Here is a 23,488-nt window from a genome sequence, read left to right as displayed (position 1 = left end):
GCAGGTCTCATGGTCGTGCTCGGCCGGCTGGGTGGACGCCTGGCCGAGGTCAGCGCGGCGGCGAGACCCGGCCGACGAGGCCTCGGTAGCGCTCGAGGGTCCGGTAGGCCTTGCTCGACTTGAGTTCGTCGAGTTCCTCGAGGGGGCCGACCGTGGCGAGCAGGTCGGCTTGCAGGGCACCGATCTCGTCGCGGAGGGTCGCGATCTCCTTCTCGAGCCTCCGGACGGTGATGAGATGCCCGTCGCCCTCCCGCACGGCGTTGCGGAGTCGTTCCTGCTGCAGCGTGGCCCAGGTGAGCATCGCCGGACGAGACGTCCGCGGTCGTGCCCTCGACGTCGCCAGCGCGAAGGACGCCGTGACCGTCGGCAGGCGATCGTCGTAGGAGTGACGGCTGAGGACGACGTCGCGGAGGGATCCCACGAGTCGTGCCGTCGCCTCCGGTGTGGCGAGGAGGCCCAGGGCCACGTCCCGGAGCGAGTCCGCATCGGAGTACACGGGCAGCTCACCGAGGCCGAGTTCGTCGAGCCCGTCCCGGGTGTTCACCAGGGGAAGGGCCCCACAGGCCAACGCCTCGTAGAGACGGCTGTTGTGCGTGCCGAATTCGCGCGCGGGATCGATGAGGTCGTCGACGACCAGGACGCTCCGACCGTAGACCCCGCGAAGGGAGAAGAAGTCGACACGGTCGTGGTGCCGGATGTGGGGCGACCTCTCGAGGTGGGCTCCGTTGGCTCCGAACCAGTCGACCGGAACCGTCTCCGCCAACCGGTCGAGGGCGCGCTGGATCTTGCGTTCGGCGCCCCAGAAGTTCGCCGTCGTGACGACCTGCAGGTCGCGAGGGACGCCGGGCGCGTCGAAGACGTCGGGGTCGACGGCGATCGGGACGATCTCGACCGGTCCGTCGTAGGCGGCGGACACGTGACGCGCGGCCGCCCCTGATGAGGCCCAGACCGCGTCGAAGTCGTCCAGGTACGGGAGCCGGGCCCACGACGCCGTCCAGTTGCGGACCCACGCGACCGTCGCCGTGGACGGCGGCAAGAGGCCGGGCACGAACGACTCGATCATGACCACGGCCACGTCGGCCGCCTCGTCGGGCGCGTCGTCCCATCGTTCGGTCGGCCAGAACGAGACGCCCCATCCGATGCGGTGCAGGGCGGCCGCGAGGCCGAGGGCGACGTAGAGGTCTCCGGCCCCCTGGCCCAGGTCGACGGTCGACACGCAGAAGAGGACGCGGCCACGATCGCCGTCTGCCAGCTCGTCACGCGCCAGGGCCTGGTAGAGATCGGATGCGTCATGCGTCGACGTGTGGGGGGCGGGTGCGTCAGGGGTCATCGTCTCGGGTTCTGTCGATCGATTCGGGGTGGCTTCGAGCGGTGAGGCCGGATCGGCGCTCCCGGCGAAGACCGGTCGTCACTCTACCGGTGGGTACGGCTGCCGCACCCTCCCACCCGGTTCGGCCACCGGGGTGCCGACGGTAAGGTGGACGGGCCATGGCGCTGTCCGCGCCCTCGTCGTCCTCGGGACGGACGACGTCGCGCCGACCAAAGGGAGTCATCACGTGAAAGACCGCAGACCGGGCGTCGTCTCCGTCGTCCTCGTCAACTACAAGGGGACGGACGACACGCTGACGAGCATCGAGGGGTTGGCCGCTCAGGACTGGCCCGCCGACAAGCTCGAGATCATCGTCGTCGACAACGACTCGGGTGCGGACCACGTCGCCCGCCTCAAGGCGTCGTCGCTCGAGTTCACCCTGATCGAGTCGGGGGGCAATCTCGGCTTCACCGGAGGGTGCAACCTGGGCGTCGAACAGTCCTCGGGCGAGATCGTGGCCTTCCTGAACAACGACGCCCGCCCCGACGTGGCCTGGATCCGGGCCGCGATGGACACCTTCGCCTCCGGAGCCGACATCGGAGCCGTGGCCAGCAAGGTCCTCGACTGGGACGGGGTCAACGTCGACTTCACCGAGGCGGCCATGACCTGGTACGGCATGGGCTACAAGCCGCACGCCGGGGGGCCCGACACCGGCGCCTGGGAGACCGAGAAGGACGTCCTGTTCGGGACGGGCGCGGCCATGTTCATCCGGGCCGAGCTCTTCGACCAGCTGGGCGGGTTCGACGACCGCTACTTCATGTTCTACGACGACGTCGACCTCGGATGGCGCCTGAACCTGCTGGGTTGGCGATTCCGCTACCAGCCACGCTCGATCGCCTACCACAAGCACCACGCGTCGATGAACAAGTTCGGTGACTTCCGCGAGACCTACCTTCTCGAACGCAACGCCCTCTTCACCCTGTACAAGAACCTCGGCCAGGAGCAGCTCGACAAGGCTCTGCCCGGTGCGCTCGCACTGGTCGTGCGGCGTGCCGTCGGACGCAGCGAACTCGATTCGACCGAGCTCGACCTGCGGAACCCGGGCGACGATTCCGTCGAGACGCGGCCCGTCCCGAAGAAGGGCATGGCAGGCATCTACGGCATCGACCAGTTCGTCGAGATGTTGCCCTCGCTGACCGAATCCCGGCGCGAGATCCAGGCCTCCCGGGTCAAGGACGATCGTCAGCTGCTCGATCTCTTCGGCAACCGTGACGAACCCGCATACCCGATCGAGAGCTATCTCGCGGGGTACGACAAGATCGTCGCCTCCCTCGACGTGCTCGAGGTCGTCAAGCGGCGTCGCGTCCTCATCGTCACCGGTGACTCCATCGGCGCCAAGATGGCGGGACCAGCCATCCGTGCGACGAACATGGCACGAGAACTCGCCCTCGAACACGACGTCCGCGTCGTCAGCATGACGCGATCCACCCCCATCGACGAGACCTACGACGTCGTGACCGTGCCGCACCGCCATCCGAAGCAGATGGTCGAGCACGAGGCCTGGGCGGACGTCATCATCGTGCAGGGACATGCTCTGCGGCTCTTCCCCTCGCTCGAGAAGACGCGCAAGGTGCTCGTGGTCGACGTCTACGACCCCCTGCACCTCGAGCAGCTCGAACAAGGTCGCAGCACCGACGTCGAGGCCTGGGACCGCCAGATCCTCGACGCCGCCGACACCCTGAACCACCAGCTCGAGCTCGGCGACTACTTCATCTGTGCCTCGGAGCGCCAGAGGCTCTTCTGGCTGGGTCAACTCGCGGGCTCGGGCCGCGTCAACGCACGCACGTACTCGCGTGACCCCGAACTGCGCAGCCTCATCGGCGTCGTGCCGTTCGGCCTCTCGTCGACGCCGCCCCAGCACGATCATCCCGTCCTCAAGGGGGTCCTCCCGGGAATCGATGCCGACGACAAACTCGTCGTCTGGGGAGGCGGCATCTACGACTGGTTCGATCCCATCACCCTCGTCCGCGCCATCGCGTCCCTCGCGAGTAGGCGACCCGAAGTCAAGCTCTTCTTCATGGGAGTGCAGCACCCGAACCCCGACGTCCCCGAGATGGACATCGTGGCGAAGGTGCGGGCGGTCTCCGACGAGCTGGGGCTCACCGGCGTCAACGTGTTCTTCAACGATGCCTGGATTCCCTACGACGATCGAGGTGCCTTCCTCCGCGAAGCCGACGCCGGCGTCTCGACGCACTACGAGCACCTCGAGACCACGTTCTCGTTCCGTACCCGCATCCTCGACTACCTGTGGGCCGAGTTGCCCATCGTGACGACGGCAGGCGACTCCTTCGCCGAACTCGTGGCGGTCGAGGACCTCGGAGTCGTCGTGGACGAACGCGACGTCGAGGGTCTCGCATCGGCCCTCGAATCGGTCCTCTTCGACGAGGAGGCGCGCCGACGTCACGTCGCGAACGTCACCAGGGTGCGTGAGCAGTTCACCTGGGAGAACGTCCTCAAGCCCCTCGTCGAGTTCGTCCGCGAACCCGTCCGTGCGGCGGACAAGACGGGTGGTACCGGTGACGTGGAGCACGCCGTGCCCACGCATGCGAAGGTCCAGGTCCGCAACCGGCGCAAGCAGTACGGCATCCGGCACGACGTCGGCCGCGTGTACCACTACTACCGCAGCGAGGGCGTACGAAGCGTTCTGGCGAAGGTCAAGCGCCGCATCGACACCCGCTGAGGCGCGAATTCCGAGGGCGACACCCCGGCGCCGCCCGGGTCCGATGGACGGACCCGGGCGGCGCCGTGCGTCAGGCGTCCCTGGACGCCGAGACGGCCGCCGGGGATGCCGTGGCCTCGTCGGACAGGCGAGCAGCCGGCTCGTCGTGCCCGGGCGCCGAGCCCGACATCGCCCGCGCGGTCAGGACCGCCCCGGTGGCCCAGACGGCGGCGAAGACGACGGTCCACACGATCCAGCCCCCCGACGGTGCCCATCGGGGGTCGGTGAACATGGCACCCCAACCGCCGCTCTGGTCGGACCAGCCGACCACGTAGCGACGGAGGGTCCAGACGAACGTGTGCAGTTGCATGACCCCGAGCGCTGCGAGGACGACGACGACGAGCGTCTTCATCCGCCCGGTGGTCGGAGCGGGGAACGCCTCGTCGAGGGCTGCGCCGGCCGAGAGCAGGACGCAGACCAAGACGGCCAGGATGTACCGGGACTGCCAGATGTAGCCGTAGTCGGTCACGGCGATGCCCTGGATGATCGGAGGGGCGACCACGAATGCGAGGGCGAGCACGGCCGTACCGAGTCGCGCCGGACCGCGGCCGAAGACCAGGGCGGCCAGCACCAGCACGATCATGCAGCAGCTCCAGAGCACGACGGTCGTCGCGGGAGCCGGCGCGTCGAGCCAGCCGAAGATTCCGACGTAGCCCTGCCCGTTCTCGAACGTGAGGAAGATCATGCGGATGAAGCCCGACTCGAAGGTCGAGCCCACGCCCGGATTCGGGACGGTGGGGCTGAGGCTCTGTGTGGCCAGCACCCACAGCAAGCTGAAGACCGAGGCCGCTCCGATGACGGCGGCCGCCACCCAGAACGCCACGCTGCGGAGGAGCCGGCGCCAGAGAGCGAGGTCGAGCGTCGAGGCGACGACGATCACGAGGAGCCAGAGGAGGCCGATGCTGCGGGTGTTCGCCAAGAGGGACGCCGAGACCGCCACCATGGCGATCCGATGGACGGGTAGCCCCTCGTCGGCACGTTCGCGGAGCAACGTCAGCCAGGCGAACAGGGCGACGGCCGCCGAGATCTCCATGCTGCTGGGATTCACCGAACCCGTGATGAACAGCACCATCGGAGTGGTGAGGACCACGACCGCCATCAACGACCAGCGGGACGACCGGCGCTGGACCAGAGCCGCGACGGCGGACGCGAGGAGGGCTGCGGAGAGGATCACGCTGAATCCCCGCATCGCATAGAGGGACGCCTTGCCGTCGAGCACGAGGCTCGGTAGTCCGACGAAGGCGTAGTAGACGGGGTCGTACGAACCAGCCGTCGTGACGGCCGACGTGTCGGCGTCGGAGTCGCTGACGGTGGCCTGGCAGGAGGCGTCCACGTCGTCGTTGAAGGCGAAGCAGGGCAGGGAGGTCGTCTGGGCCACGTACTCCGGCACGGTGACGCGCGTCCATCCCTGTTGCTCGACCGGATCGCCGCTGAGCTGCCCCCGGACGACGGCGGCCGCGTGGATGGTGTGGGCCGGCTCGTCGGGAACCGACATGAGGGGGCTGGCGACCGCCCAGGCACCCCCGAGGCCGCAGAAGACCGCGAACGCGGCGACGAAGACGGCCCAGGGGCGGGGGCGCCCGGCACCGTGGACGACCCGGGGTCGTGCACCTCGGGTGCGGGAGTTCGTCGTGTCGTCCGTCATGGTCTCGGTGCGTGTCTCGATGGTGATGCTCCCCTTGGCGTCGCGGGCCCACGGCCCCCGACGATGGTACCGAACGGGCGGCATCGATCGGGCGAATAGAGTGTCTCCTCGGGTTCGGCAGCGTGCCCGGTGAGGAGACGCGACATGCCCCAGGTCGAAGACCGCAGCGCCGACGGCGTCCCGCCGGAGGCGACCGGAACGAGGTCGGTGCTCTCGGCGGCGGTGCTCTCGACCCTGGGCATCGGCGTCCAGGGGGTCTCGCGTCTCGCGTACACCGTCCTCATCGGGCGGGCGTTCGGCACCGAAGCGCTCGGTCACGCCAGCACCCTGCTCTCGCTCTCGATCTTCGCGGCGCTCCTCTGGCCCACCGCGGCCGGCAACACGGTCTCGCGGTTCATCGCCCTCGCGCTCCACCGCAGGGTGTCCGACGCCCAGCTGATCCGGGTCTTCTCCCTGAGCATGCTGGTGTCGTCCGCGATCCTGGCCGTGTCGGCCGTGCCCGTCGCCCTGCTCCTCGGCAACGGCCTCACGACCGCGGTGCTGGCTGCTTGGCTCGTCGCGGGTTACGGCGCCTACGCCTTCTGCCGTGGCGTCCAGCTCGGCTACCACCGCGCGGGACGGGTGGCCCTGTGGGACTCGATCGGGAGCGTCGTGAGCCTCGGCCTCCTCGTCGTCGTCTGCCTCGGCGGAGTGGGCGACGTCGTGCTGCTGCCCCTGGCCCTCGGTTACACGGTGTTCGCGTTGGCGTGCCGGCCCCGGGGGAACGGATTCGCCACCGCCGAAGACCTGTCGGAGGCGGACGGTGACGGCCGGCAGGAGGCCCTCCGTTTCGCCTCGTGGAACGTGGTGGCCGGGTTGACGACCAACGGTCTCCTCCAGCTCGCGATGATCGCCGCCCAGGTCTACGGACCGGGAACGGCCGCGGGCGTGTACGCGGCGGCCTTCACCCTCGCCACCCCGGCCTCCATGCTCGGGCAGGCCGTGAGCCAGATCATCATCCCCGCCTTCGCGCACCGGAGTGGGCAGGTCTCGTTGCGTCAGCGTGGTCCCGTGCTGCTCCTGGTCGCGTTCACCGCCGTCTTCGCCGCGGTCTTCGGGGCCCTCGCTGCTCTCGCGCCCCTGTACCTGCCGTTGTTCTACCCCGCCGAGGCCGCCGAGGCCGTGCCCCTGCTCAGGGTCCTGATCGTGGGCGTCTTCGTCTTCACCGTCGCGTTGATCCCCTCGGCGCTGCTGCTGTCGGCCGGCCGTTCGAAGGCCGTCGCCCTGACGTCCGTGGCCGGCTTCGTCGTCGGCGTCGCGGTGATGGTCGGGTCGGGGCCCGTGCTGGGCGTGCAAGCCGGGACGGTCGGATTCGTCACCGGGTCAGGCCTCAACCTGGTGGCGCTCCTCGTGCTCGGCTTCCGAGCACCCGTCGGCGCCTCGCCGAGGGACGTCGATCAGACGAGTCGGCGCGCGACGGCCCAGTAGGCGCGCATCGCGGTCTGGAGCACGCCGGCACCCTTGGGCAGCGGGAACACCTGCTGATCCAACGTCGCCGTGAGCAGCGGCACGAGGCTGCGGTCGGACGCCGTGCGCACCTCTTGGACCCAGTCGCGACGTTCGCGCAACCATGCCGAGTTGTCGGCGATCCAGCGACGGGCCCGCGCGTTCTCGGCCGACCACCCCTGCGCGCGTGCCACCACGCGCATGGCGACGTCGAGCGCGGTGGTGGGCAGCCACGTCAGGGCCCGGAGCCGAGGCCCGTAGGCCGTCCGCAGGAAGATCTGTCGGTTCTTCTCGAGCAGGTACATCTTGAGCGCGTTGCGACTGAACTCGTAGTGGTGCAGGACGACGGCGTCGGGCACGTAGACGACCTGCAACCCCTGCTGCCAGGTCCGCCAGCTCAGGTCGACGTCCTCGTGGTAGGCGAAGTATTCGTCGGCGAATCCGCGGAGGCGCAGCCAGAGTTCTCGGGAGATGACCAGGCCGGCACCCGAAGCGGACGCGACCCGCGCCTCCTGGGCATGGTCCGCGGCGGGTTCGTCGAGCCCGCCGGCCCAGCTGAGTCCGACGACGTGGACGGGGTTGCCGGCAGAGTTCATGACCTCGGGGTCGGAAGCCAGGCGGATGCTTCCGCTGGCGATGCCCACCTCGGGGCGGGACGCGACGGCGACCAGCTTGGCGAGGGTGTCGGGCCGCACCTCGGCGTCGCTGTTGACGAGCGCGAGGAATTCTCCGTCGGCCAGTCGAGCCCCGAAGTTGACGCCGCCGGCGAACCCGAGGTTCTCGGAGGGTGTGACAACCCGGAGGCGCGGGTCGGTGGGCAGCGTCGAGACCGCATCGCTGGTGCACCCGTTGTCGACCAGGACCACGTCGACGTCGACGTCCGTGGAGGCGAGGACGGACGAGACCGAGTCGTGCAGGACGGGCTCGTCGCCGTAGGCGAGGGTCACCACGGTGACGCGGGGGAGTCCCATCAGGCCTGATCCGCCCGGTGGACGGAGCGTTCGAGTCGACGGATGCGTTCGTCGTGGAGGGCGACGTCCTCGGCCAGCGTGCGCGTCTTCTCTTCGAGCACCGTGAGTTCGGCGCTGTGCTGCACCGAGACCAGGAACAGGATGATCGTGCTCAGGAAGAACCCGAGGTTGGTCGGGGCGGTGATGCCGAGGGTCGCGGCGGCGCCGGTCAGGATGCCGGGGAAGACGGCCACGACGAGCGCCAGCACCCCGGCGAAGATCCACCAGAGGGCGTGGCGTTCGCGCACGCGTCGGCGACGGAGCATCTCGAAGACGACGTAGAGGACGAGCACGGCCGACACGATGCCGAAGACGTAGGTGGTGACGCTCATGTGGTGGGGGCCTCCACGCTGAGGGCGAGCGGGGGCCGCCACAGGGCGATGATCAGGGCGAGGCCCGCCCGTCCGAGGTAGACGGCGGCCTTCACGGGATTGTGGGACGGGGTGCCGCCGGCCCGGGGGCGCATCGAGACGGGCACCTGGCTGATGGAACACCCGGCCCGGGCCGCCAGCACGAGGGACTCGACGGTGTCACCGAGGTACTCGGCGGGATAGTGCTGGGCGAAGATCCCGATCGCCCGGGGCCCGGCGCCGCGGAACCCCGAGGTCGTGTCGGTCAGCTTCGTCCGCGCGATCCGACCGATGACCGCCGCCAGCACGACCATCGCCCATCGGCGGGGACCCGTGACCTGGTAGTCGCCCTCGCCGGCGAAGCGGGCGCCGATGGCCACGTCGACCGACGCCAGGGCGTCGAGGATGAGCGGGACTCCCGACGGGTCGTGCTGACCGTCGGAATCGACCTGGACGACGTACCGGAAACCGTGTTGCTGCGCGTACTTGAAGCCGGTGCGCATGGCGCCACCGACCCCCAGGTTGAAGGGCAGGTCGAGCACGGTCGCTCCGGCGGATCGCGCCCGGGCGACCGTGTCGTCCCGCGAACCGTCGTTGACGACGAGGACGGTGACGCCGGGCAATTTGTCAAAGACCTCGGTGACGACGTCGGCGACGACGTCCTCTTCGTTGTACGCGGGCATGACGATGAGAGTCTGCGCCAGGGCCGATGACATGGTCCCGATGGTACCAACAGGTCGGGCCCCGACCGGCACAATGAGCCCATGACGACATCGACCCCGACCCCTGCGATCCGTGCGGCCGCGCCCGGTCCGGGTGGACGGCCCGGTCGTCCGACGCGCCGAGGTGCTCGTGCTCCGGTCGCGGTCGCGATCGCCGTCGTCGCCGCCCTCGTGGCCTGGCTGCGGTTGCCCCCGGCGGCCCGCGACACGCTCTGGGCCGAGGACGGGCGGGTCTTCGTCCAGCAGCGAGCGGCCGTCGGCCCGTTCGAGAGCTGGTTCGTCCCCTACGACGGCTACCTGCACGTCGTCCCCCGCATCGTGGCGGATCTCGCGTGGTCGTGGCTTCCCGTCGGCAGCCTCGCGTCGGGTGTCACGGTCCTCTCCTGTCTCGTCGCCGGCGTCGTGGCCGCCGGGGTCTGGTGCTGCTCACGCGGCCTCGTGGCGTCGCCGGTCGTCCGGCTCGCACTCGCGGCCGTGACGGTCCTCGTGCCGCTCGCCCCGCTCGAGGTGTCGGGCAACCTCGCCAACCTGCACTGGTACCTGCTGTGGCTCACCCCGTTCCTGCTGCTGCACCGACACCGGAGCGCGACGTCCACCGTGCTCGCCTCCGTGGCGGCACTGCTCATCGGCCTCACCGAGATCCAGGCCGTCCTCCTCGTGCCGCTCGTCGTCCTGGCCGGGCTCGTCCGCCGTCGGACGGCTCCGTCGCGACGCGACCTCGTCCCCGTGGCCGTCCTCTGCGCGGCGCTCGTCGCCCAGCTCGTCGTCGCGGCCCTGACGCCCCGGGCGGATGCCCCGGGTGCCGCCTCGACGGTGCCGCAGGTCGTCCTGGGCTACCTCACGTCCGTCGTCCTCGGCACCTGGGTGCCCTCGGCCTCCGTGATGGGTGACCTGCTCGACCGCGCCGGATGGCCCGCTGTCGTGGTCGCGGCCGTTCCGTTCGTGGTATCGGCGCTGGTCGTGGTCCGGTCCTCCCGGCGCTCGACCGTCCGCGGGCCGGACGATGACGCATCGGGTCGGGTGGCGTCCGGGCGGATGGTCCTCGCCTCCGTGGTGGCGGTGGCGTCGATCGGTCTCTGGACGCTCGACGTCGTGGTGAACCACGGTCCCGACACGAAGTTCTGGTTCGCCGACCCCGGACGGGTGGCCGAACTCGGGCTGACCCGCTACGGGGTGGTGCCGTCGATGTTCCTCGTCGTCGTCGTGCTGTGCGCCGTCGACGCGCTGCTCCTCTCGACACGACGACGTCTCCGGGCGGCGGGCGCGGCCGCCCTCGTCGTCCTCGCCGTCGTCGCGGCGACCTGGTTCGTCGGCCCGGACACGGTGCGCGCCGACGGGCCTCGGTGGGAGCGTTCGTTGGGGACGGCCGGGGACGTCTGCGACGGCGGGGCGGAGGTCGCCGACGTGGCCGGCGCTCCGGCGGGCTGGGGCGCCCTCCTGCCCTGCGACGTCGTCGACGACGTCCCCTGAACGCTCGACTCGTGTGGGCCGGATCGGGTGCTCGGTCTAGAGTCGTCATCGGCGTGCCCCCCAGGGCCCAGCCGACCGGAACGCCGACGCGTCGCCGGTTCCCCGCAACCGGAAGCACCGCATGACCACCTCCGCCCACACCGGCGCCGGCGCACTCGTCGTCCTCCCCACCTACGACGAGGTCGAGAACCTCCCGATCATCCTGGGGCGCCTCTTCGCCGCCGTCCCCGAGATCCACGTCCTCGTGGTGGACGACGGCAGCCCCGACGGCACCGGCGAGCTCGCCGAGACGATGGCCGCCGACGACGACCGCATCCACGTGGCGCACCGCACCGGCAAGCTCGGGCTCGGGTCCGCCTACGTCATGGGCTTCGGCTGGGGTCTCGAGCGGGGCTACGACGTCGTCATCGAGATGGACGCCGACGGCTCGCACCCGCCCGAGAGACTGCCCGAGATGATCTCGCTCGTCAGCGCACCGGGTGCGTCGACGCCGAGCCTCGCGATCGGGTCCCGGTGGGTCCCGGGTGGCTCGGTGGTCAACTGGCCGGTGTCGCGCCAGGTCCTCAGCCGCGGCGGCAACCTCTACGCCCGGCTGGCGCTCGGGTTGCAGCTCAAGGACGTCACCGCCGGTTTCCGGGCCTACACGCGTGAGGCCCTCGAGGCGATGGACCTCACGGGCATCGACTCGAAGGGGTACTGCTTCCAGGTCGACATGACCCTCCGCGTCCTCGACGGCGGGGGGCGCGTCGTCGAGGTGCCCATCGAGTTCCGCGAACGCGAGCTCGGCGAGTCCAAGATGAGCCAGGCCATCGTCGTCGAGGCCATGCTGCGCGTCACGCAGTGGGGCTTCCGACGCCGCCTGCAGACCCTGCTCGGCAACCGCCCCGGGCCGCGCTGGGTCGTCGAGGACTGAAGCGGCGCGCCGGGTCTCGACCGGCGACCGACGTCCGCGACGGCACCCGACCGAGCCGCGCCTCCTACCGGCGGTTCGCCTGCGGCAGCCGTGACCGCCACGACCGCTTGCGGGCGGCGATCGTCGCGATGGCGACGAAGGTCATCAGGGTTCCCTCGAACAACACGAAGCTCTCGGCGACGGCGGTGACCCCGATCAGCACCAGGACGAGCGCCGGCCAGACGTACGCCACGATCGGGTGACCCGACGCCGTGATCCAGCTGCGCACGAACGCCAGGGTGCCGGCCACGACGAGGAGCAACCCGCCGACCAGGCCCAGTTGCAGCCAGATGTCGAAGAACGCGTTGAGCCCCGTCTCGTGCGGTCGGCCGCTCGGCGCGATGATCGTCGAGTACGGGAAGATCCCGGTCGGCCACTGCCCGACGAAGCCCCAGCCGACGATGTCGTGCACCGCGGCCAGTTCGCGGATGCGCGCCCAGAGCAGCGACCGCACCGACAGGTCGTTGGTCGCGTCCACCGCGTCCAGGAGGCGCGAGCGACCCGCGTAGGCCAGCGCACCACCCAGCACCACGATCACCGCGAAGACCGATTGCATGAGCGACCGTCTCGACTCGGGAGCCCGGCGCAGCGCGTCGAGCGCCACTCCCGCCACGATCAGGACGATGACCGCGATCGCCGTCGCGGGGGAGCGGGCGAAACCGAGCGCCGTGAGGGCGAGCACGCCCGAGGCGACGGCCTGCCGCCGAGGGACCGACCGGGTGAGGAACTCTACGGCGAACGTGATGACCGCGAGCGTCGCCAGGAAGCCCAGGTAGTTGCGCGTGCCCGAGATGCCCTGGATCGGACCGCCCGCGGCGAGGTTGCCCTGGATTCCGAGGAACGCGATCGGTTGGTCGATCAGCAGCCCGCTCAGCACCTCGAGCGACAGCGACACGACGAGCAGGATGCGGAGCGCGTCCCCGAAGGCCCGCACCACCTGGACCAGGTCGCGGCCCAGGGCCAGGTACAGCCCGAGGGCGCCGAACCCGACGGCGTAGGCCACACCGCCGACGGTGACCCAGGTGTACTCGCTCCAGAAGACGCTGAGGGCCATGAAGCCGAACAGGGCGATGAGCGACACCGGCAGGATGCCGTGCCACTCGATGTGGTGTCGGCCACCGACCAGGGAGAGCGTCGCGAGCACCACGAGGGTGCCCAGGACGGCGAGCGAGCCCGGCCAGCCCATCAGGGCGCGGACCGACTGGGTCGAGAACGCGTAGAGCACGATGGCGACCGAGAGGGCCTGCGAGAAGTGCCCGCCGGCCGAGAAGCCGATCCAGGCCGAGAGGTACCGGCGCAGGGGATCGCGGCTGCGGTCGAACCCGTGGCCGTGGCCGGACGTCACCGGTCGTGGCCCGTCCAGCCGAAGGGGTCGCGGCGCGTCACGAGCACGACGACCACGAACGTGGCCCAGCCCCACTCGACGATCAGCCGGGACTCGGTCAACCCGTGGACGAGCAGGGCCGTCACGAGCAGCAAGGGCAACAGGTCGAGGGCCGACCACGGCGCCGCGACCCCGCGCGCGAGCATGCGGCGGTCGACGGCCCACCACCACGATCTCAGGACGACGCCGACGATCGTGAGCCCGAACAGGGCGAGGCCGATCCAGCCCAGCTGGAACCAGACGTCGAGGTACGCGTCGTGCGCCTGCAGGTACACGACGCCGTTGCGCTCGGCGAGGTCGGTGAACGGTTCGACGAACGGGAACCAGTAGCTGACCCAACCCCAGCCCACGACGGGGTGCTGGACGCCGAGGTCGTAGACGGCCGACCAGATGTCGGTGCGACCCGTCAGGTCGCCGCTCTTCCCCAGCAGCGCGAGCAGCGGGCCGCGGGCGAGGACGACCACCGTGACGGCCGCCAGCACGACGAGCGCCGCCACGCCGAAGACGGGCCCCCGGCGGCCGGGCTCACGGCGTCGGGTCGCCACCACCAGCAGCGACACGAGGCCGACGGCCACCGCGACCACCGCGACGGTCGTCGACCGGGTCAGGGCGAGCGCCAGGAGCGAGGTGACGAGACCGACGACCGCCGTGCCGCGACCGATGGACCGGTCCGCCGCCTGGACCGCCGTGACGATCAGGGCGAGCAGGGCGATGATCGCGAGGATGTTGCTGTTGCCCTGCAGTCCCTGGATGCGACCGCCTTCGAAGAGCACGTCGCGCGACCAGAACCACGCCGCCGGCCGATCCGTGCAGTCCAGGTACACCGGGCAGACCGGCTGGCGGACGACCAGTCCGACGACGACCTCGAAGAGCAGGGAGGCCACGACATGGATGCGCAAGGCCCGTCCGAGGGCGGTCACGATGGTCGGCCACGAGGCGACGACGGTGACCGCCAGGGCGCCCACGCTCGTCATCAGCGTGAGGACGATGCCGATCGCGGAGCCGGCGGGGTACTGCGACCACGCGATCGAGACCACGGCGAAGAGCAGGAAGAGGACGAGGAGGCGCGGGAGGGTCCGTACCCGGGGCGGATGCCGCACGACGAGGACGACGGCGGCGACGACCATCGCCACGCAGGCCGCCCCCCAGCCCCACCAGCCGGTGCCGTTGCGGAGGACGTCGCCACCGAACAACACGAGGAACGCGAGCGTCGCGAACGTCGTGGCTCCGCGCGTCGGCACCGTCCGGGCGGGCCGCGCGGGCAACGTCGTGGTCATGGGCACCAGGCTAGACGACGGGGGAGGCGCGGAGGAGCGACCGGGGGCCGCCCCTCCTGGATCAGACGAACGCCGCCTGGCCCGTGATGCTGCGGCCCACGATGAGGGTGTTCATCTCGCGGGTGCCCTCGTAGCTGTACAGCGCCTCGGCGTCGGCGAAGAACCGGGCCACGTCGTACTCGAGCACGATGCCGTTGCCGCCCATGACCTCGCGGGCGTACCCCACCGTCTCGCGCATGCGGGCCGTGGTGAACGCCTTGGCGAGCGAGGCGTGCTCGTCGCGCTGGGTGCCCTCGTCGAGCATCTGCGAGCACCGCACCACCATGCCGATCGAGGCGGTGATGTTTCCGATGCACTTCACCAGCAGGTCCTGGATCAGCTGGTGCTTGGCGATCGGCTTGCCGAACTGCACGCGCTCGTTGGCGTACGCCAGGGCGGCCTCGTAGGCGCCGATCGAGTTGCCCACGGCCGCCCAGGCGACCTCGGCCCGCGTCAGGCGCAGCACGGCCGCCGTGCTGCGGAACGAATCGGCCTGCTGCAGTCGGTGGCTCTCGGGCACGCGCACGTCCTCGAGGGTGATGTCGGCGTTCTGGACGATGCGGAGGCTCTGCTTGTCCTCGATCTTGGTCGCCGTGTAGCCGGCGGTGTCGGTCGGGACGATGAAGCCCTTGACCTGGCCGTCCTCGGCGCTCTTGGCCCAGATGATCGTGATGTCGCTGAACGTGGCGTTGCCGATCCACCGCTTGGAGCCGTTCAGCACCCAGTCGTCGCCGTCACGGGTGGCGATCGTGCGGAGTCCCTGGGCCGAGTCGGACCCCGACAGCGGTTCGGTCAGGCCGAAGGCGCCCACCAGGTCACCGCTCGCCATGCGGGGCAGCCACTCGGCACGCTGTTCGGGCGAGCCGCCGACGCCGATCGAGCCCATGGCGAGTCCGTTCTGCACGCCGACGAAGGTCGCGACGGACGCGTCCACGCGCGCGAGCTCGAGCGCGACCCAGCCGCGGAAGACGGCGGAGTTCTCGAACGGGCGCGTCTCCTCCCACGGCATGCCGAAGAGGCCCAGGCCGGCGAGGCCCTTCACGATCTCGTGCGGGAAGGTCGCGTCGGCCCAGTGGCGGTTCACCCCGGGCTTGACCTCGGTCTCGAGGTAGTGCCGCAGGTCGGCCAGCACGCCCTTCTCGCGGTCCGAGAGGAGGTCCTCGTAACCGTAGAAGTCGCTGACGAGGGAGGTGAACGAGGTGAGGGTCGCTGATGACATCCGTGCTCCATTGCTTCGTGTCGGGACGACAGGAGCCTAGGCAGCGCCCCAGCCGCCGCCAAGGGGTTGGTAGCTTTGATCAACGCCCCGGCGTCGTCGACCTCACCGCTTTGTAGGGGGCGACCAAGCACGACCTCCGACAAGCAGGTAAAGCCATGTTCCTCGCCATCACCAACACGCCCCGCGACTACGCCTGGGGCTCCACGACGGCCATCGCCGACCTGCTCGGTCGTCGACCGAGCGGCCGCCCCGAGGCCGAGCTGTGGCTCGGTGCGCACCCGGGTTCGCCGAGCGTCGTCGTCGCCCCGGCGGTCGTGGGTGGTGCCGACACCCTCGCCGACTGGTTCGCCGCCGAGCCGGGCAGGGCGCTCGGCCGCGACCGGGACCACCTGCCGTTCCTGCTGAAGTTGCTCGCGGCCGACGGCCCGCTGTCCATCCAGGCGCACCCCACCCCCGAGCAGGCCCGCGAGGGCTTCGCGCGCGAGGACGCCGCGGGCATCCCGCTCGACGCCCCCGAGCGCAACTACAAGGACTCCTCGGCCAAGCCCGAGATCATCGTGGCGTTGAGCGACACCTTCGACGCCCTCTGCGGGTTCCGCGAGCCGGCCCGGACCCTGGCCGACCTCGACCTCCTCGACGACGGCTCGGGGCGCCTCGACCTGCTCCGCCGACACCTGGGCGAGTCCCTGCGGTCGACCCTGGCCTTCCTCTTCCAGGGCGACGACGAGTCGTCCGCGGCCATCGCGGCGGTGAGCGAACTCGCCGCCGCCCACCGGGCGGACGGCGCGGGCATCGCCACGGTCGTCGACCTGGCCGAGCGCTACCCCGGCGACCCCGGCGTGGTCGTCTCGCTGTTGCTCAACCGGGTCACGCTGCGTGCCGGGGAGGCGCTGTTCCTGCCCGCCGGCAACGTGCACGCCTACCTGGGCGGCTTCGGCGTCGAGCTCATGGCGCCCTCCGACAACGTGCTGCGCGGCGGCTTGACCCCCAAGCACGTGGACGTCCCCGAGCTGCTGAAGGTGCTCGACTTCGAACCACTGCCCGTCCCCCGTCTCGATCCGACCACGGTCGCCCGGGGGGTCGAGCGCTTCGCGCCTCCCGGCACGGGCTTCGCCATGCTTCGGGTGGACGCCGAGGGCGCGGGGGCCGTCGTCGAGATCGGCGGTCCGAGCATCGTCCTGGTCACCGCCGGAGAGGTCCACGTCAAGGGTCAGGACGGCACCATCCGGCTCGGTCGTGGCGAGTCCGCGTTCGTCACCCCCGACGAGGTCCGACTCGCGATGACCGGCGGCGGCACGGCCTACGTGGCGACGCCGGCCTGAGCCGGGCCGGGCGGCCGGGCGGAGTCGTCCGCTCCGCGTGACGTCCGGCTCCGTGCGCCCCACCCGGCGCTCGTGGTGGCACCCGTGACCCGTCGGGCACCCGATAGGTTGGCCCCATGTCATGGTTGGTCACCGGCGGTGCCGGGTACATCGGTTCTCACGTCGTCCGCGAGCTCACGGGGGCGGGCATCGACGCGGTCGTCCTGGACGACCTCTCGTCCGGCCTCGAGGCCTTCGTGCCCGCCGACGTCCCGTTCGTCCGGGGTTCCCTCCTCGACCGCGAGCTGATCGAGCAGACCATCGACCGGCACGGCGTGACCGGCGTCGTCCACGTCGCGGGCTACAAGTACGCCGGGGTCTCGGTCCAGCGGCCGTTGCACACCTACGACCAGAACGTCACGGGGACCGCCCGCCTCCTCGAGGCCATGTCGAGCCGGGGCGTCGACCGGATCGTGTTCTCGTCCAGCGCGGCCGTCTACGGCACGCCGCCGACCGAACTCGTCACCGAGGACACGCCCAAGGCACCCGCGTCGCCCTACGGCGAGAGCAAGCTGATCGGCGAGTGGCTGCTGCGCGACCAGGGGGTGGCCGAGGGCCTGCGCCACACCAGCCTGCGCTACTTCAACGTCGTGGGTTCGGGTCGGCCCGACCTCTGGGACGCCAGCCCGCACAACCTCTTCCCGCTCGTCTTCGCCGCGCTCGCCGAGGGCCGCGTCCCGCGCATCAACGGCGACGACTACGACACCCCCGACGGGACGTGCGTCCGCGACTACGTCCACGTCGCCGACCTGGCGGTCTCGCACGTCGCGGCGGCCCGCCGACTGGACGCGGGCGAGCCGGTCGAGCCGGCCTACAACCTCGGTTCGGGCGGCGGCGTCTCGGTCGCCGAGATCATGACCGCGATGCGCGAGGGCACCGGCATCGACTTCACGCCCGAGATCGCCCCGCGTCGTCCCGGCGACCCCGACCGGATCGTCGCCGACGGCAGCCTGGCGGCGCGCGACCTCGACTGGGAGATGCGGCACACGCTGCTCGAGATGGTCACCAGCGCCTGGCAGGCCGCGCCTCGCGGTTGACGGTCCGCCACGTACCCGACATCACCCGTTCCCGTCGAAACGTCCCCCGACACGCCGGGGCTCCGTTGCCCCTGATCGGGGGGTGGAGGGTTTATTGGCCCTCGACTTGACGGATGGGTAATGACACCGGTGTAATTACCTTGTCGCGTACATTCACGGGCGATCGACACGAGGGGAGATGCGCTGTGGGCATCCACGAGAACCGCGCCGGCGTCCCGGACGACTGGCACGTCGACCCGATCCAGCTGGGCGTCCCCGGCATCGGATCGTCGTCGCGCACCATCGTCGCCGACGACGAGAACCAGCTGGCCTGGCAGGCGGACTCGCTCTGCGCCCAGACCGATCCCGAGGCGTTCTTCCCCGAGAAGGGCGGCTCCACGCGCGACGCCAAGAAGATCTGCGCCTCCTGCGACGTCCGGGCCCAGTGCCTCGAGTACGCCCTGCAGAACGACGAGCGCTTCGGCATCTGGGGCGGGCTGTCCGAGCGCGAGCGTCGCAAGCTCCGCAAGCGGGCCTGACCCGCGCCTCCTCGGCTTCCGACGGCATCGACCCCTCCGGGTCGGTGCCGTTCCGTCGTGATGGCCCGAGGTCGCGGGGACCAGGAGGCGCGGGTCGTCACGTCTCGCCCGTCGCGTCGGCGCGCCGAGCCGGTGCCCGCGCCGGTGCGACCTAGGCTTCACGAGTCATGCAGCCGAGAGTCACAGCGATCCTCGTCGCCCCTGGTGGAGCGACCTACCTCGACCGAACCCTCGACGGACTGTCGCGTCAGACGCGGCCCCCCGAGGCATTGGTGGTGGTCGACACGGGCGGCAAGGACTCGGCCGCGGGTCGGCTGTCGCTGAGCGGCGCCGCCCAGTTGGCCTCGCTTCCCGACGCGAAGACGTTCGGCGCCGCCGCCGCGCACGGCGTGCGACTCTCCGACCCGGGCGACGGGGACCCCGACGAGTGGGTCTGGCTGCTCGGGCACGACAACGCACCCGCGCCCGAGGCGCTCGAGCGCCTCATGACGACCGTCGAGGTGTCGCCCTCCGTCGCGGTCGCGGGCCCCAAGCTGATGCGGTGGGGCCAGCCCGGTGTCATCGCCGAGTTCGGCGAGACCGTCACCCGGTACGGCGCCTCGCTCGCCCGCGTCGAGAACGAACTCGACCAGGGCCAGCACGACGTCACGGACGACGTGCTCGGCGTCGCGGCGGGGGGCATGCTCGTCCGTCGCACGGTCTGGACCGCCCTGGGCGGCTTCGACCCCGCGCTGCCGCACGTCGACGCCGCACTCGACTTCTCGATCCGTGCCCGCCTCGCCGGTCACCGCGTGGTCCTCGTGCCCGACGCGAAGGTCGACAGTGCCGGACCGCCGGAGGAGTTCGGCCACGGGCCCGTCGGGCACGCCCGCCGGGCGCGCCTGCACCGTGCCGCCCAACTGCACCGGCGCCTCGTCTACTCGGCGCCCGCCCTGTTGCCGCTGCACTGGCTCAGCCTGGTGCCGCTGGCGGTCGTGCGCAGCGTCTGGCACCTGCTCACCAAGAACCCGGGGGCCGTGGTGGGCGAGTTCGCCACCGCGTTCCGTGCTGCCTTCGGCGGCTCGCACGTGCGATCGGCTCGTCGGGCCCTCGCCCGGACCAAGAGCGTCGGCTGGAGCTCGGTGGAGCCCTTGCGCGCGTCCCGCGCGATGCTCCGAGAACGACGGGTCACCGAACGTGACGCACAGGTCGCCGGCGTCGAGGACGCACCCGACCCCCGGGCGAGCTTCGTCCACTCGGGCGGCCTCTGGGTCGTGCTGGTCGCCGCCGTCGTCGGTGTGGTGGCGTTCCTGCCGCTGCTCGGCAACCCGGCCGTCACGGGTGGGGGACTCCTGCCGCTCAGCACCTCGGTGGGTCAGCTCTGGTCGTCGGTGGGCTACGGCTGGCGCGAGATCGGCACCGGGTTCCTCGGCCCCTCGGACCCGTTCGCCGCGCTCGTCGCGGTCCTCGGCAGCCTGACGCCCTGGTCGCCGTCGACCGCGGTCCTCGGGGTCTACCTCGTGGCCCTGCCGCTCTCCGCGCTGGGCGCGTGGTTCGCCACCCGCCGCGTGACCCGCCGCACCTGGGTGCCGGCCGTCGCCGCGGCGCTCTACGCCCTCTCGTCCCCGCTGCTCTCGGGTCTGCAGTCCGGTCACCTCGGTGCCGTCCTCGCGCACGTGGCGCTGCCGTTCCTCGTCTGGGCCATGATCGGGGCCGCGAGGTCGTGGACGGCCGGGGCCACCGCCTCCTTGCTGTTCGCCGTCGTCGCGGCGGCCGCTCCCTCGCTCGTGCCGGCCCTCCTCGTCGGTTGGCTCGGGTCGATCGTCAGCCGCCCCCGCGGCACCCATCGCCTCGTGGCGGTGCCGCTGCCCGCGCTGGCCCTCTTCGCGCCCCTCGTCGTCGCCCAGCTGCAGCGGGGCACCTGGTGGGCCGTGTTCGCCGACCCCGGTGTCCCCACGAGGTCGGACCCGGCCTCACCGCTGCAGCTGCTGCTCACGTCCCCCGAGACGGGCCTCAACGGCTGGACGGCGCTGATCGCCGGGACGGGGTTCTCGTCCGCCACGCTCGCCGTCCTGGTCGCCGTCGCGATCGCCCCGTTGGCGCTGCTCGCCGTGGCCTCACCGTTCGTCGGCTCGCAGCGCCGCGCGGTCCCCGCCCTCTCGCTCGCCCTGCTCGGCTACCTGACGGCCGTCGCCGCGACCCACGTGTCCGTCACGGGCGTCGGCAGCGACACGACCACGATCTGGGCCGGCAGCGGACTGAGCCTCTACCTGTTGGGGCTCGTCGGTGCCGCGGCCGTGACCCTCGACCGGCTGCCCCGGGTCGCCCCGCCGGCCGGCGCCCTGGTCGCCGTGCTGGCGGTCGCCGCTGCGGCCCCCACCGTGATCGCGTCGTTCGGCCCCGTGGCCGACGTCCGTCCGAGCTCGGGGCGCATCCTGTCGGCCTACGTCACCGCCGAGGCCGAGGCGACACCCGACGTCGGGACGCTGGTCCTCACGCCCCAGTCCGACGGCTCGCTCGCCGTGTCCCTCGAGCACGGTCAAGGAGCGACGCTCGACGACCAGTCGACGCTCGACTCGACCGCCCCACGCCTCACCTCGGTCAACGAGGACCTCACCGTCCTGGCCGGCAACCTCGTCAGCCGCAGCGGTTTCGACCCGACCGGCGACCTGCGTCGACTGGGCGTCGGGTTCGTGTTGCTGACGGCCACCGACGACGACGGCGACGCCGACCGACTCGGCCAGCGTGCGGGCGAGGCGCTCGACGCCGACGCCGACTTCCTGCCGGTGGGTGACACGTCCAACGGCCTCCTCTGGCGTTACGTGGAGGCGCAGGACGAGCGCGAGGCGCGTCCGGCTGCGGGACCGCTGCGACCGATCGTCCTGATCAGCTGGGGACTCGTCTTCGGTTCCGCCCTGTTGCTCGCCATCCCGACGTCGCCGCGACGACGTCGATCCCGGGCCGGGACGCCCGAGGCCGAGCAGCCCGCCACGACCTTCGACGAGGAGCGAGATGAATAAGCGATCGGTCTTCTCCACGACGGGACGCGTCGCGGTCGGCGTCGTCGGTCTGGCCGTCGCCGCCGCGGTCGTCGGCGGTGCCACGGTCGTCCGCCTCCCCTCCTTCGAGACGGTGCCGGCGGGGCAGCTCGTGACGCCCGTGCCCGTCGACCAGCAGCGGGTCTGCACCGGTGCCCTGTTGCAGCTCTCGGACGCCGAGGGGCAGCAGGCCACGACCGCCAGTTCGGTGGGTCGAGCGGCCGTGGCCCGGGAATCGAGCGAGGGCGACGTCGACGTCGACGAGCTCGCCGGTGCCGACGGCAGCGACTCGCGACCGTCCGTGGTCACGGCACTCGTCGAGGGCACCGACGTGCCCCTCGTCGCGGCCGCCCAGAGCCAGTCGGTCGACGAGGGCGACCTGCGCGGTTTCGCCTCGGCACCCTGCACCGAGCCCACCAGCTCGACCTGGCTGATCGGCGGCTCGACCGAGACGGGACGCGTGTCGCTCATCAGCCTCGTCAACCCCAGCGACGTCAACGCCACCGTCGACCTCGACATCCGTTCCGAGACCGGCGAGGTGCAGGGCCCCGGAATCGACGGGATCGTCGTCGCGCCCCGCAGCCAGAAGGTGGTCCCGCTCTCGGGCTTCGCGACCGGACTCGTCTCGCCGGCCGTCCACGTGTCGAGTCGCGGCGGGCAGATCGTCGCCACGCTCCAGCAGAGCGTCGTCCGCACCCTCGAACCGGGTGGGGTGGACATCGTGACGGGCTCGGCCGCGCCGTCTCGCGAGTCGGTCGTCACGGGGATCGTCGTCCGCGACTCCGCCAACCTCGAGGGAGCACTCGCCGACCCGTCGTCCTCCGACCTCCAGTCGGTGCTGCGCGTCCTCGTCCCGGGCCAGGGTCCCTCGCAGCTGAGCGTCTCGTTGGCCACCGACGACGGCACCGGCACCTCGTTCGAGACCCGGGTCGAAGGCGGGCGCGTCACCGACGTCCCGATCGACGGGCTCGAGGACGGCGTCTACACGGCCACCGTCCGGTCGTCGACGGCCGTGGCCGTGGCCGCCCGGACCTCCACGGTCGCCGCGGACGCGGGAGGCGTCGACCTCAGCTGGGCCGCCTCGTCGCCCCGTCTCTCCGGTGACACCGAGGTGGTCGTGCCCGACGGCGAGGGCGGACGCCTCTGGCTCGCCAACCCGGGCCAGGACGCCGTCACGGCCGAGGTCACGGTGGGCGACGGCGACGAGCGGGACGTCGAGGTACCCGGTGGGTCGACGGTCGGCGTCGACGTGCAACGGGGCGACGCCGTCCGGCTCGGGAACGCCGACGACCTGCGCGCGGGCGTCAGCTTCTCGGCCCCCGGAGCCGTCGCCGCCTGGCCGGTGACCTCGCCGCTGCCGGCGTCCACCCCGGTGACCGTCTACCCCTGACGTCGGGGGCACACGCCCCGACGACCCCGACGACCCCGTCGCGCGTCAGCCGTCGCGCCAGCGGTCGGGAGCGAGCTCCCACGGGTCCTTGCCGAGGAGGTCCGCGACGGCTCGGAACACGTAGCCCTCGACGAGCACCCGGTGGTTCCACTCGTCCTCGGCCGCCCCCCGCCGGTCGTGCGAGGGGGCGAGCCGTTCGATCGGCAGGCGGTACAGCACGACCCGGCCGGCGGCCCGGTCGACGGACCACCGTTCGACCCGGGTGCGGTCCGGTTCGGCGGGGAGGCCGGCGACCTCGAACGACGTGTCGGCGAGCTCGTCGGGCCACGCCTCGCGGAGGTAGTCGGCGGTGGCGGCGACGATGTCGTCGAAGAGGTCGACCCTCGTCCGCAGGAAGGGCAGGTGAGGCCCGGCGGCGGACGACCGCAGCCCGCGACCATGGCGGTCACGCCGACGGGAACGGTCGGTGACGCGTGCGCGGCGGGGCCTGCTCATCAGCCCATCGTAGGCCCGCCCAGGAGGCG

Annotated in this window: 18 protein-coding genes; 9 read left to right on the top strand and 9 right to left on the bottom strand. The window is 71.4% G+C overall.

The window, feature by feature from the left end; all coding sequences use genetic code 11:
- Nucleotides 1–49: 49 nt before the first annotated feature.
- Nucleotides 50–1,330, bottom strand: coding sequence for a glycosyltransferase (locus EDF21_RS04550; protein WP_123570435.1), 1,281 nt, complete (start codon nt 1,328–1,330; stop codon nt 50–52).
- Nucleotides 1,331–1,556: 226 nt separating this feature from the next.
- Here EDF21_RS04550 and EDF21_RS04545 point away from each other — a divergent pair, with 226 nt between their 5' ends.
- Entirely contained in the window at nt 1,557–4,049 is a 2,493-nt protein-coding gene (locus EDF21_RS04545; protein WP_123570434.1) for a glycosyltransferase, read from the top strand.
- A gap of 70 nt (nt 4,050–4,119) precedes the next feature.
- Here the strand turns inward: EDF21_RS04545 and EDF21_RS04540 are convergent, their stop codons facing one another.
- Nucleotides 4,120–5,733, bottom strand: a complete 1,614-nt coding sequence (locus EDF21_RS04540; protein ID WP_158612856.1) for a DUF2142 domain-containing protein — start codon at nt 5,731–5,733, stop codon at nt 4,120–4,122.
- 144 nt (nt 5,734–5,877) lie between these two features.
- Between EDF21_RS04540 and EDF21_RS04535 the strand changes: the two genes are divergently transcribed.
- Nucleotides 5,878–7,200 carry a lipopolysaccharide biosynthesis protein gene (locus tag EDF21_RS04535; RefSeq protein WP_123570432.1) on the top strand — a complete coding sequence of 441 codons (1,323 nt, stop codon included), beginning with the start codon at nt 5,878–5,880 and terminating at the stop codon, nt 7,198–7,200.
- Here the strand turns inward: EDF21_RS04535 and EDF21_RS04530 are convergent.
- Genes EDF21_RS04530 through EDF21_RS04520 form a run of 3 tightly spaced genes read right to left on the bottom strand, consistent with a single transcriptional unit; the run spans nt 7,170 to nt 9,294 of the window.
- Nucleotides 7,170–8,189 carry a glycosyltransferase family 2 protein gene (locus tag EDF21_RS04530; protein WP_123570431.1) on the bottom strand — a complete coding sequence of 340 codons (1,020 nt, stop codon included), beginning with the start codon at nt 8,187–8,189 and terminating at the stop codon, nt 7,170–7,172. The two genes, EDF21_RS04535 and EDF21_RS04530, sit on opposite strands and share 31 nt — an antisense overlap.
- Complete coding sequence (locus EDF21_RS04525) at nt 8,189–8,560, bottom strand: DUF2304 domain-containing protein (protein ID WP_123570430.1); 372 nt, start codon at nt 8,558–8,560, stop codon at nt 8,189–8,191. Before EDF21_RS04525 ends, EDF21_RS04530 begins: the two co-directional genes overlap by 1 nt.
- Nucleotides 8,557–9,294, bottom strand: a complete 738-nt coding sequence (locus tag EDF21_RS04520; RefSeq protein WP_123570429.1) for a glycosyltransferase family 2 protein — start codon at nt 9,292–9,294, stop codon at nt 8,557–8,559. Before EDF21_RS04520 ends, EDF21_RS04525 begins: the two co-directional genes overlap by 4 nt.
- A 48-nt stretch (nt 9,295–9,342) precedes the next feature.
- Here EDF21_RS04520 and EDF21_RS04515 point away from each other — a divergent pair, with 48 nt between their 5' ends.
- Together EDF21_RS04515 and EDF21_RS04510 are read left to right on the top strand one after the other, a co-directional pair.
- The gene (locus EDF21_RS04515) at nt 9,343–10,770 is read left to right on the top strand and encodes a hypothetical protein (RefSeq protein ID WP_123570428.1); all 1,428 of its coding nucleotides are present in this window, start codon (nt 9,343–9,345) and stop codon (nt 10,768–10,770) included.
- Between the two features lie 121 nt (nt 10,771–10,891).
- On the top strand, nt 10,892–11,683 hold the full coding sequence (locus EDF21_RS04510) for a polyprenol monophosphomannose synthase (RefSeq protein ID WP_123570427.1): 792 nt from the start codon (nt 10,892–10,894) through the stop codon (nt 11,681–11,683).
- Nucleotides 11,684–11,747: 64 nt separating this feature from the next.
- Here EDF21_RS04510 and EDF21_RS04505 read toward each other — a convergent pair whose 3' ends face one another.
- The 3 genes from EDF21_RS04505 to EDF21_RS04495 all read right to left on the bottom strand — a co-directional run bounded on the left by EDF21_RS04505 (nt 11,748) and on the right by EDF21_RS04495 (nt 15,641).
- Nucleotides 11,748–13,067, bottom strand: a complete 1,320-nt coding sequence (locus EDF21_RS04505) for an exopolysaccharide production protein (RefSeq protein ID WP_123570426.1) — start codon at nt 13,065–13,067, stop codon at nt 11,748–11,750.
- A complete protein-coding gene (locus tag EDF21_RS04500) occupies nt 13,064–14,383 on the bottom strand; it encodes an O-antigen ligase (RefSeq protein ID WP_123570425.1) in 1,320 nt (439 codons plus the stop codon). Before EDF21_RS04500 ends, EDF21_RS04505 begins: the two co-directional genes overlap by 4 nt.
- 61 nt (nt 14,384–14,444) lie before the next feature.
- Nucleotides 14,445–15,641, bottom strand: coding sequence for an acyl-CoA dehydrogenase family protein (locus EDF21_RS04495; protein WP_056046317.1), 1,197 nt, complete (start codon nt 15,639–15,641; stop codon nt 14,445–14,447).
- Nucleotides 15,642–15,796: 155 nt separating this feature from the next.
- Between EDF21_RS04495 and manA the strand changes: the two genes are divergently transcribed.
- The 5 genes from manA to EDF21_RS04470 all read left to right on the top strand — a co-directional run bounded on the left by manA (nt 15,797) and on the right by EDF21_RS04470 (nt 22,964).
- A complete protein-coding gene (gene manA, locus EDF21_RS04490) occupies nt 15,797–16,963 on the top strand; it encodes a mannose-6-phosphate isomerase, class I (protein ID WP_123570424.1) in 1,167 nt (388 codons plus the stop codon).
- A gap of 116 nt (nt 16,964–17,079) precedes the next feature.
- Nucleotides 17,080–18,039 (top strand): UDP-glucose 4-epimerase GalE, encoded by a 960-nt coding sequence (gene galE / locus EDF21_RS04485; RefSeq protein WP_056046313.1) that lies wholly within the window; start codon nt 17,080–17,082, stop codon nt 18,037–18,039.
- Between the two features lie 185 nt (nt 18,040–18,224).
- Nucleotides 18,225–18,557, top strand: a complete 333-nt coding sequence (locus EDF21_RS04480) for a WhiB family transcriptional regulator (protein ID WP_173151170.1) — start codon at nt 18,225–18,227, stop codon at nt 18,555–18,557.
- Nucleotides 18,558–18,724: 167 nt separating this feature from the next.
- Nucleotides 18,725–21,556: a glycosyltransferase family 2 protein gene (locus EDF21_RS04475; protein WP_123570422.1), complete on the top strand. Its 2,832-nt coding sequence runs from the start codon at nt 18,725–18,727 to the stop codon at nt 21,554–21,556.
- Entirely contained in the window at nt 21,549–22,964 is a 1,416-nt protein-coding gene (locus EDF21_RS04470) for a DUF5719 family protein (RefSeq protein WP_123570421.1), read from the top strand. Before EDF21_RS04475 ends, EDF21_RS04470 begins: the two co-directional genes overlap by 8 nt.
- Nucleotides 22,965–23,009: 45 nt before the next feature.
- Here EDF21_RS04470 and EDF21_RS04465 read toward each other — a convergent pair whose 3' ends face one another.
- On the bottom strand, nt 23,010–23,459 hold the full coding sequence (locus tag EDF21_RS04465; protein ID WP_056046308.1) for a metallopeptidase family protein: 450 nt from the start codon (nt 23,457–23,459) through the stop codon (nt 23,010–23,012).
- Between the last annotated feature and the right edge of the window lie 29 nt (nt 23,460–23,488).

It is taken from the genome of Frigoribacterium sp. PhB118 (genome assembly GCF_003751725.1).
GTDB lineage: Bacteria > Actinomycetota > Actinomycetes > Actinomycetales > Microbacteriaceae > Frigoribacterium.
This window is presented reverse-complemented; position numbering and strand designations above follow the sequence as displayed.

Coding starts and splice junctions, on each gene's coding strand:
- EDF21_RS04475 (WP_123570422.1), top strand. CDS start 18,725: ATGCAGCCGAGAGTCACAGCGATCCTCGTCGCCCCTGGTGGAGCGACC.
- EDF21_RS04530 (WP_123570431.1), bottom strand. CDS start 8,189: ATGGGACTCCCCCGCGTCACCGTGGTGACCCTCGCCTACGGCGACGAG.
- EDF21_RS04550 (WP_123570435.1), bottom strand. CDS start 1,330: ATGACCCCTGACGCACCCGCCCCCCACACGTCGACGCATGACGCATCC.
- EDF21_RS04465 (WP_056046308.1), bottom strand. CDS start 23,459: ATGAGCAGGCCCCGCCGCGCACGCGTCACCGACCGTTCCCGTCGGCGT.
- EDF21_RS04470 (WP_123570421.1), top strand. CDS start 21,549: ATGAATAAGCGATCGGTCTTCTCCACGACGGGACGCGTCGCGGTCGGC.
- EDF21_RS04520 (WP_123570429.1), bottom strand. CDS start 9,294: ATGTCATCGGCCCTGGCGCAGACTCTCATCGTCATGCCCGCGTACAAC.
- EDF21_RS04495 (WP_056046317.1), bottom strand. CDS start 15,641: ATGTCATCAGCGACCCTCACCTCGTTCACCTCCCTCGTCAGCGACTTC.
- EDF21_RS04510 (WP_123570427.1), top strand. CDS start 10,892: ATGACCACCTCCGCCCACACCGGCGCCGGCGCACTCGTCGTCCTCCCC.
- galE (WP_056046313.1), top strand. CDS start 17,080: ATGTCATGGTTGGTCACCGGCGGTGCCGGGTACATCGGTTCTCACGTC.
- EDF21_RS04500 (WP_123570425.1), bottom strand. CDS start 14,383: ATGACCACGACGTTGCCCGCGCGGCCCGCCCGGACGGTGCCGACGCGC.
- manA (WP_123570424.1), top strand. CDS start 15,797: ATGTTCCTCGCCATCACCAACACGCCCCGCGACTACGCCTGGGGCTCC.
- EDF21_RS04540 (WP_158612856.1), bottom strand. CDS start 5,733: ATGACGGACGACACGACGAACTCCCGCACCCGAGGTGCACGACCCCGG.
- EDF21_RS04535 (WP_123570432.1), top strand. CDS start 5,878: ATGCCCCAGGTCGAAGACCGCAGCGCCGACGGCGTCCCGCCGGAGGCG.
- EDF21_RS04525 (WP_123570430.1), bottom strand. CDS start 8,560: ATGAGCGTCACCACCTACGTCTTCGGCATCGTGTCGGCCGTGCTCGTC.
- EDF21_RS04515 (WP_123570428.1), top strand. CDS start 9,343: ATGACGACATCGACCCCGACCCCTGCGATCCGTGCGGCCGCGCCCGGT.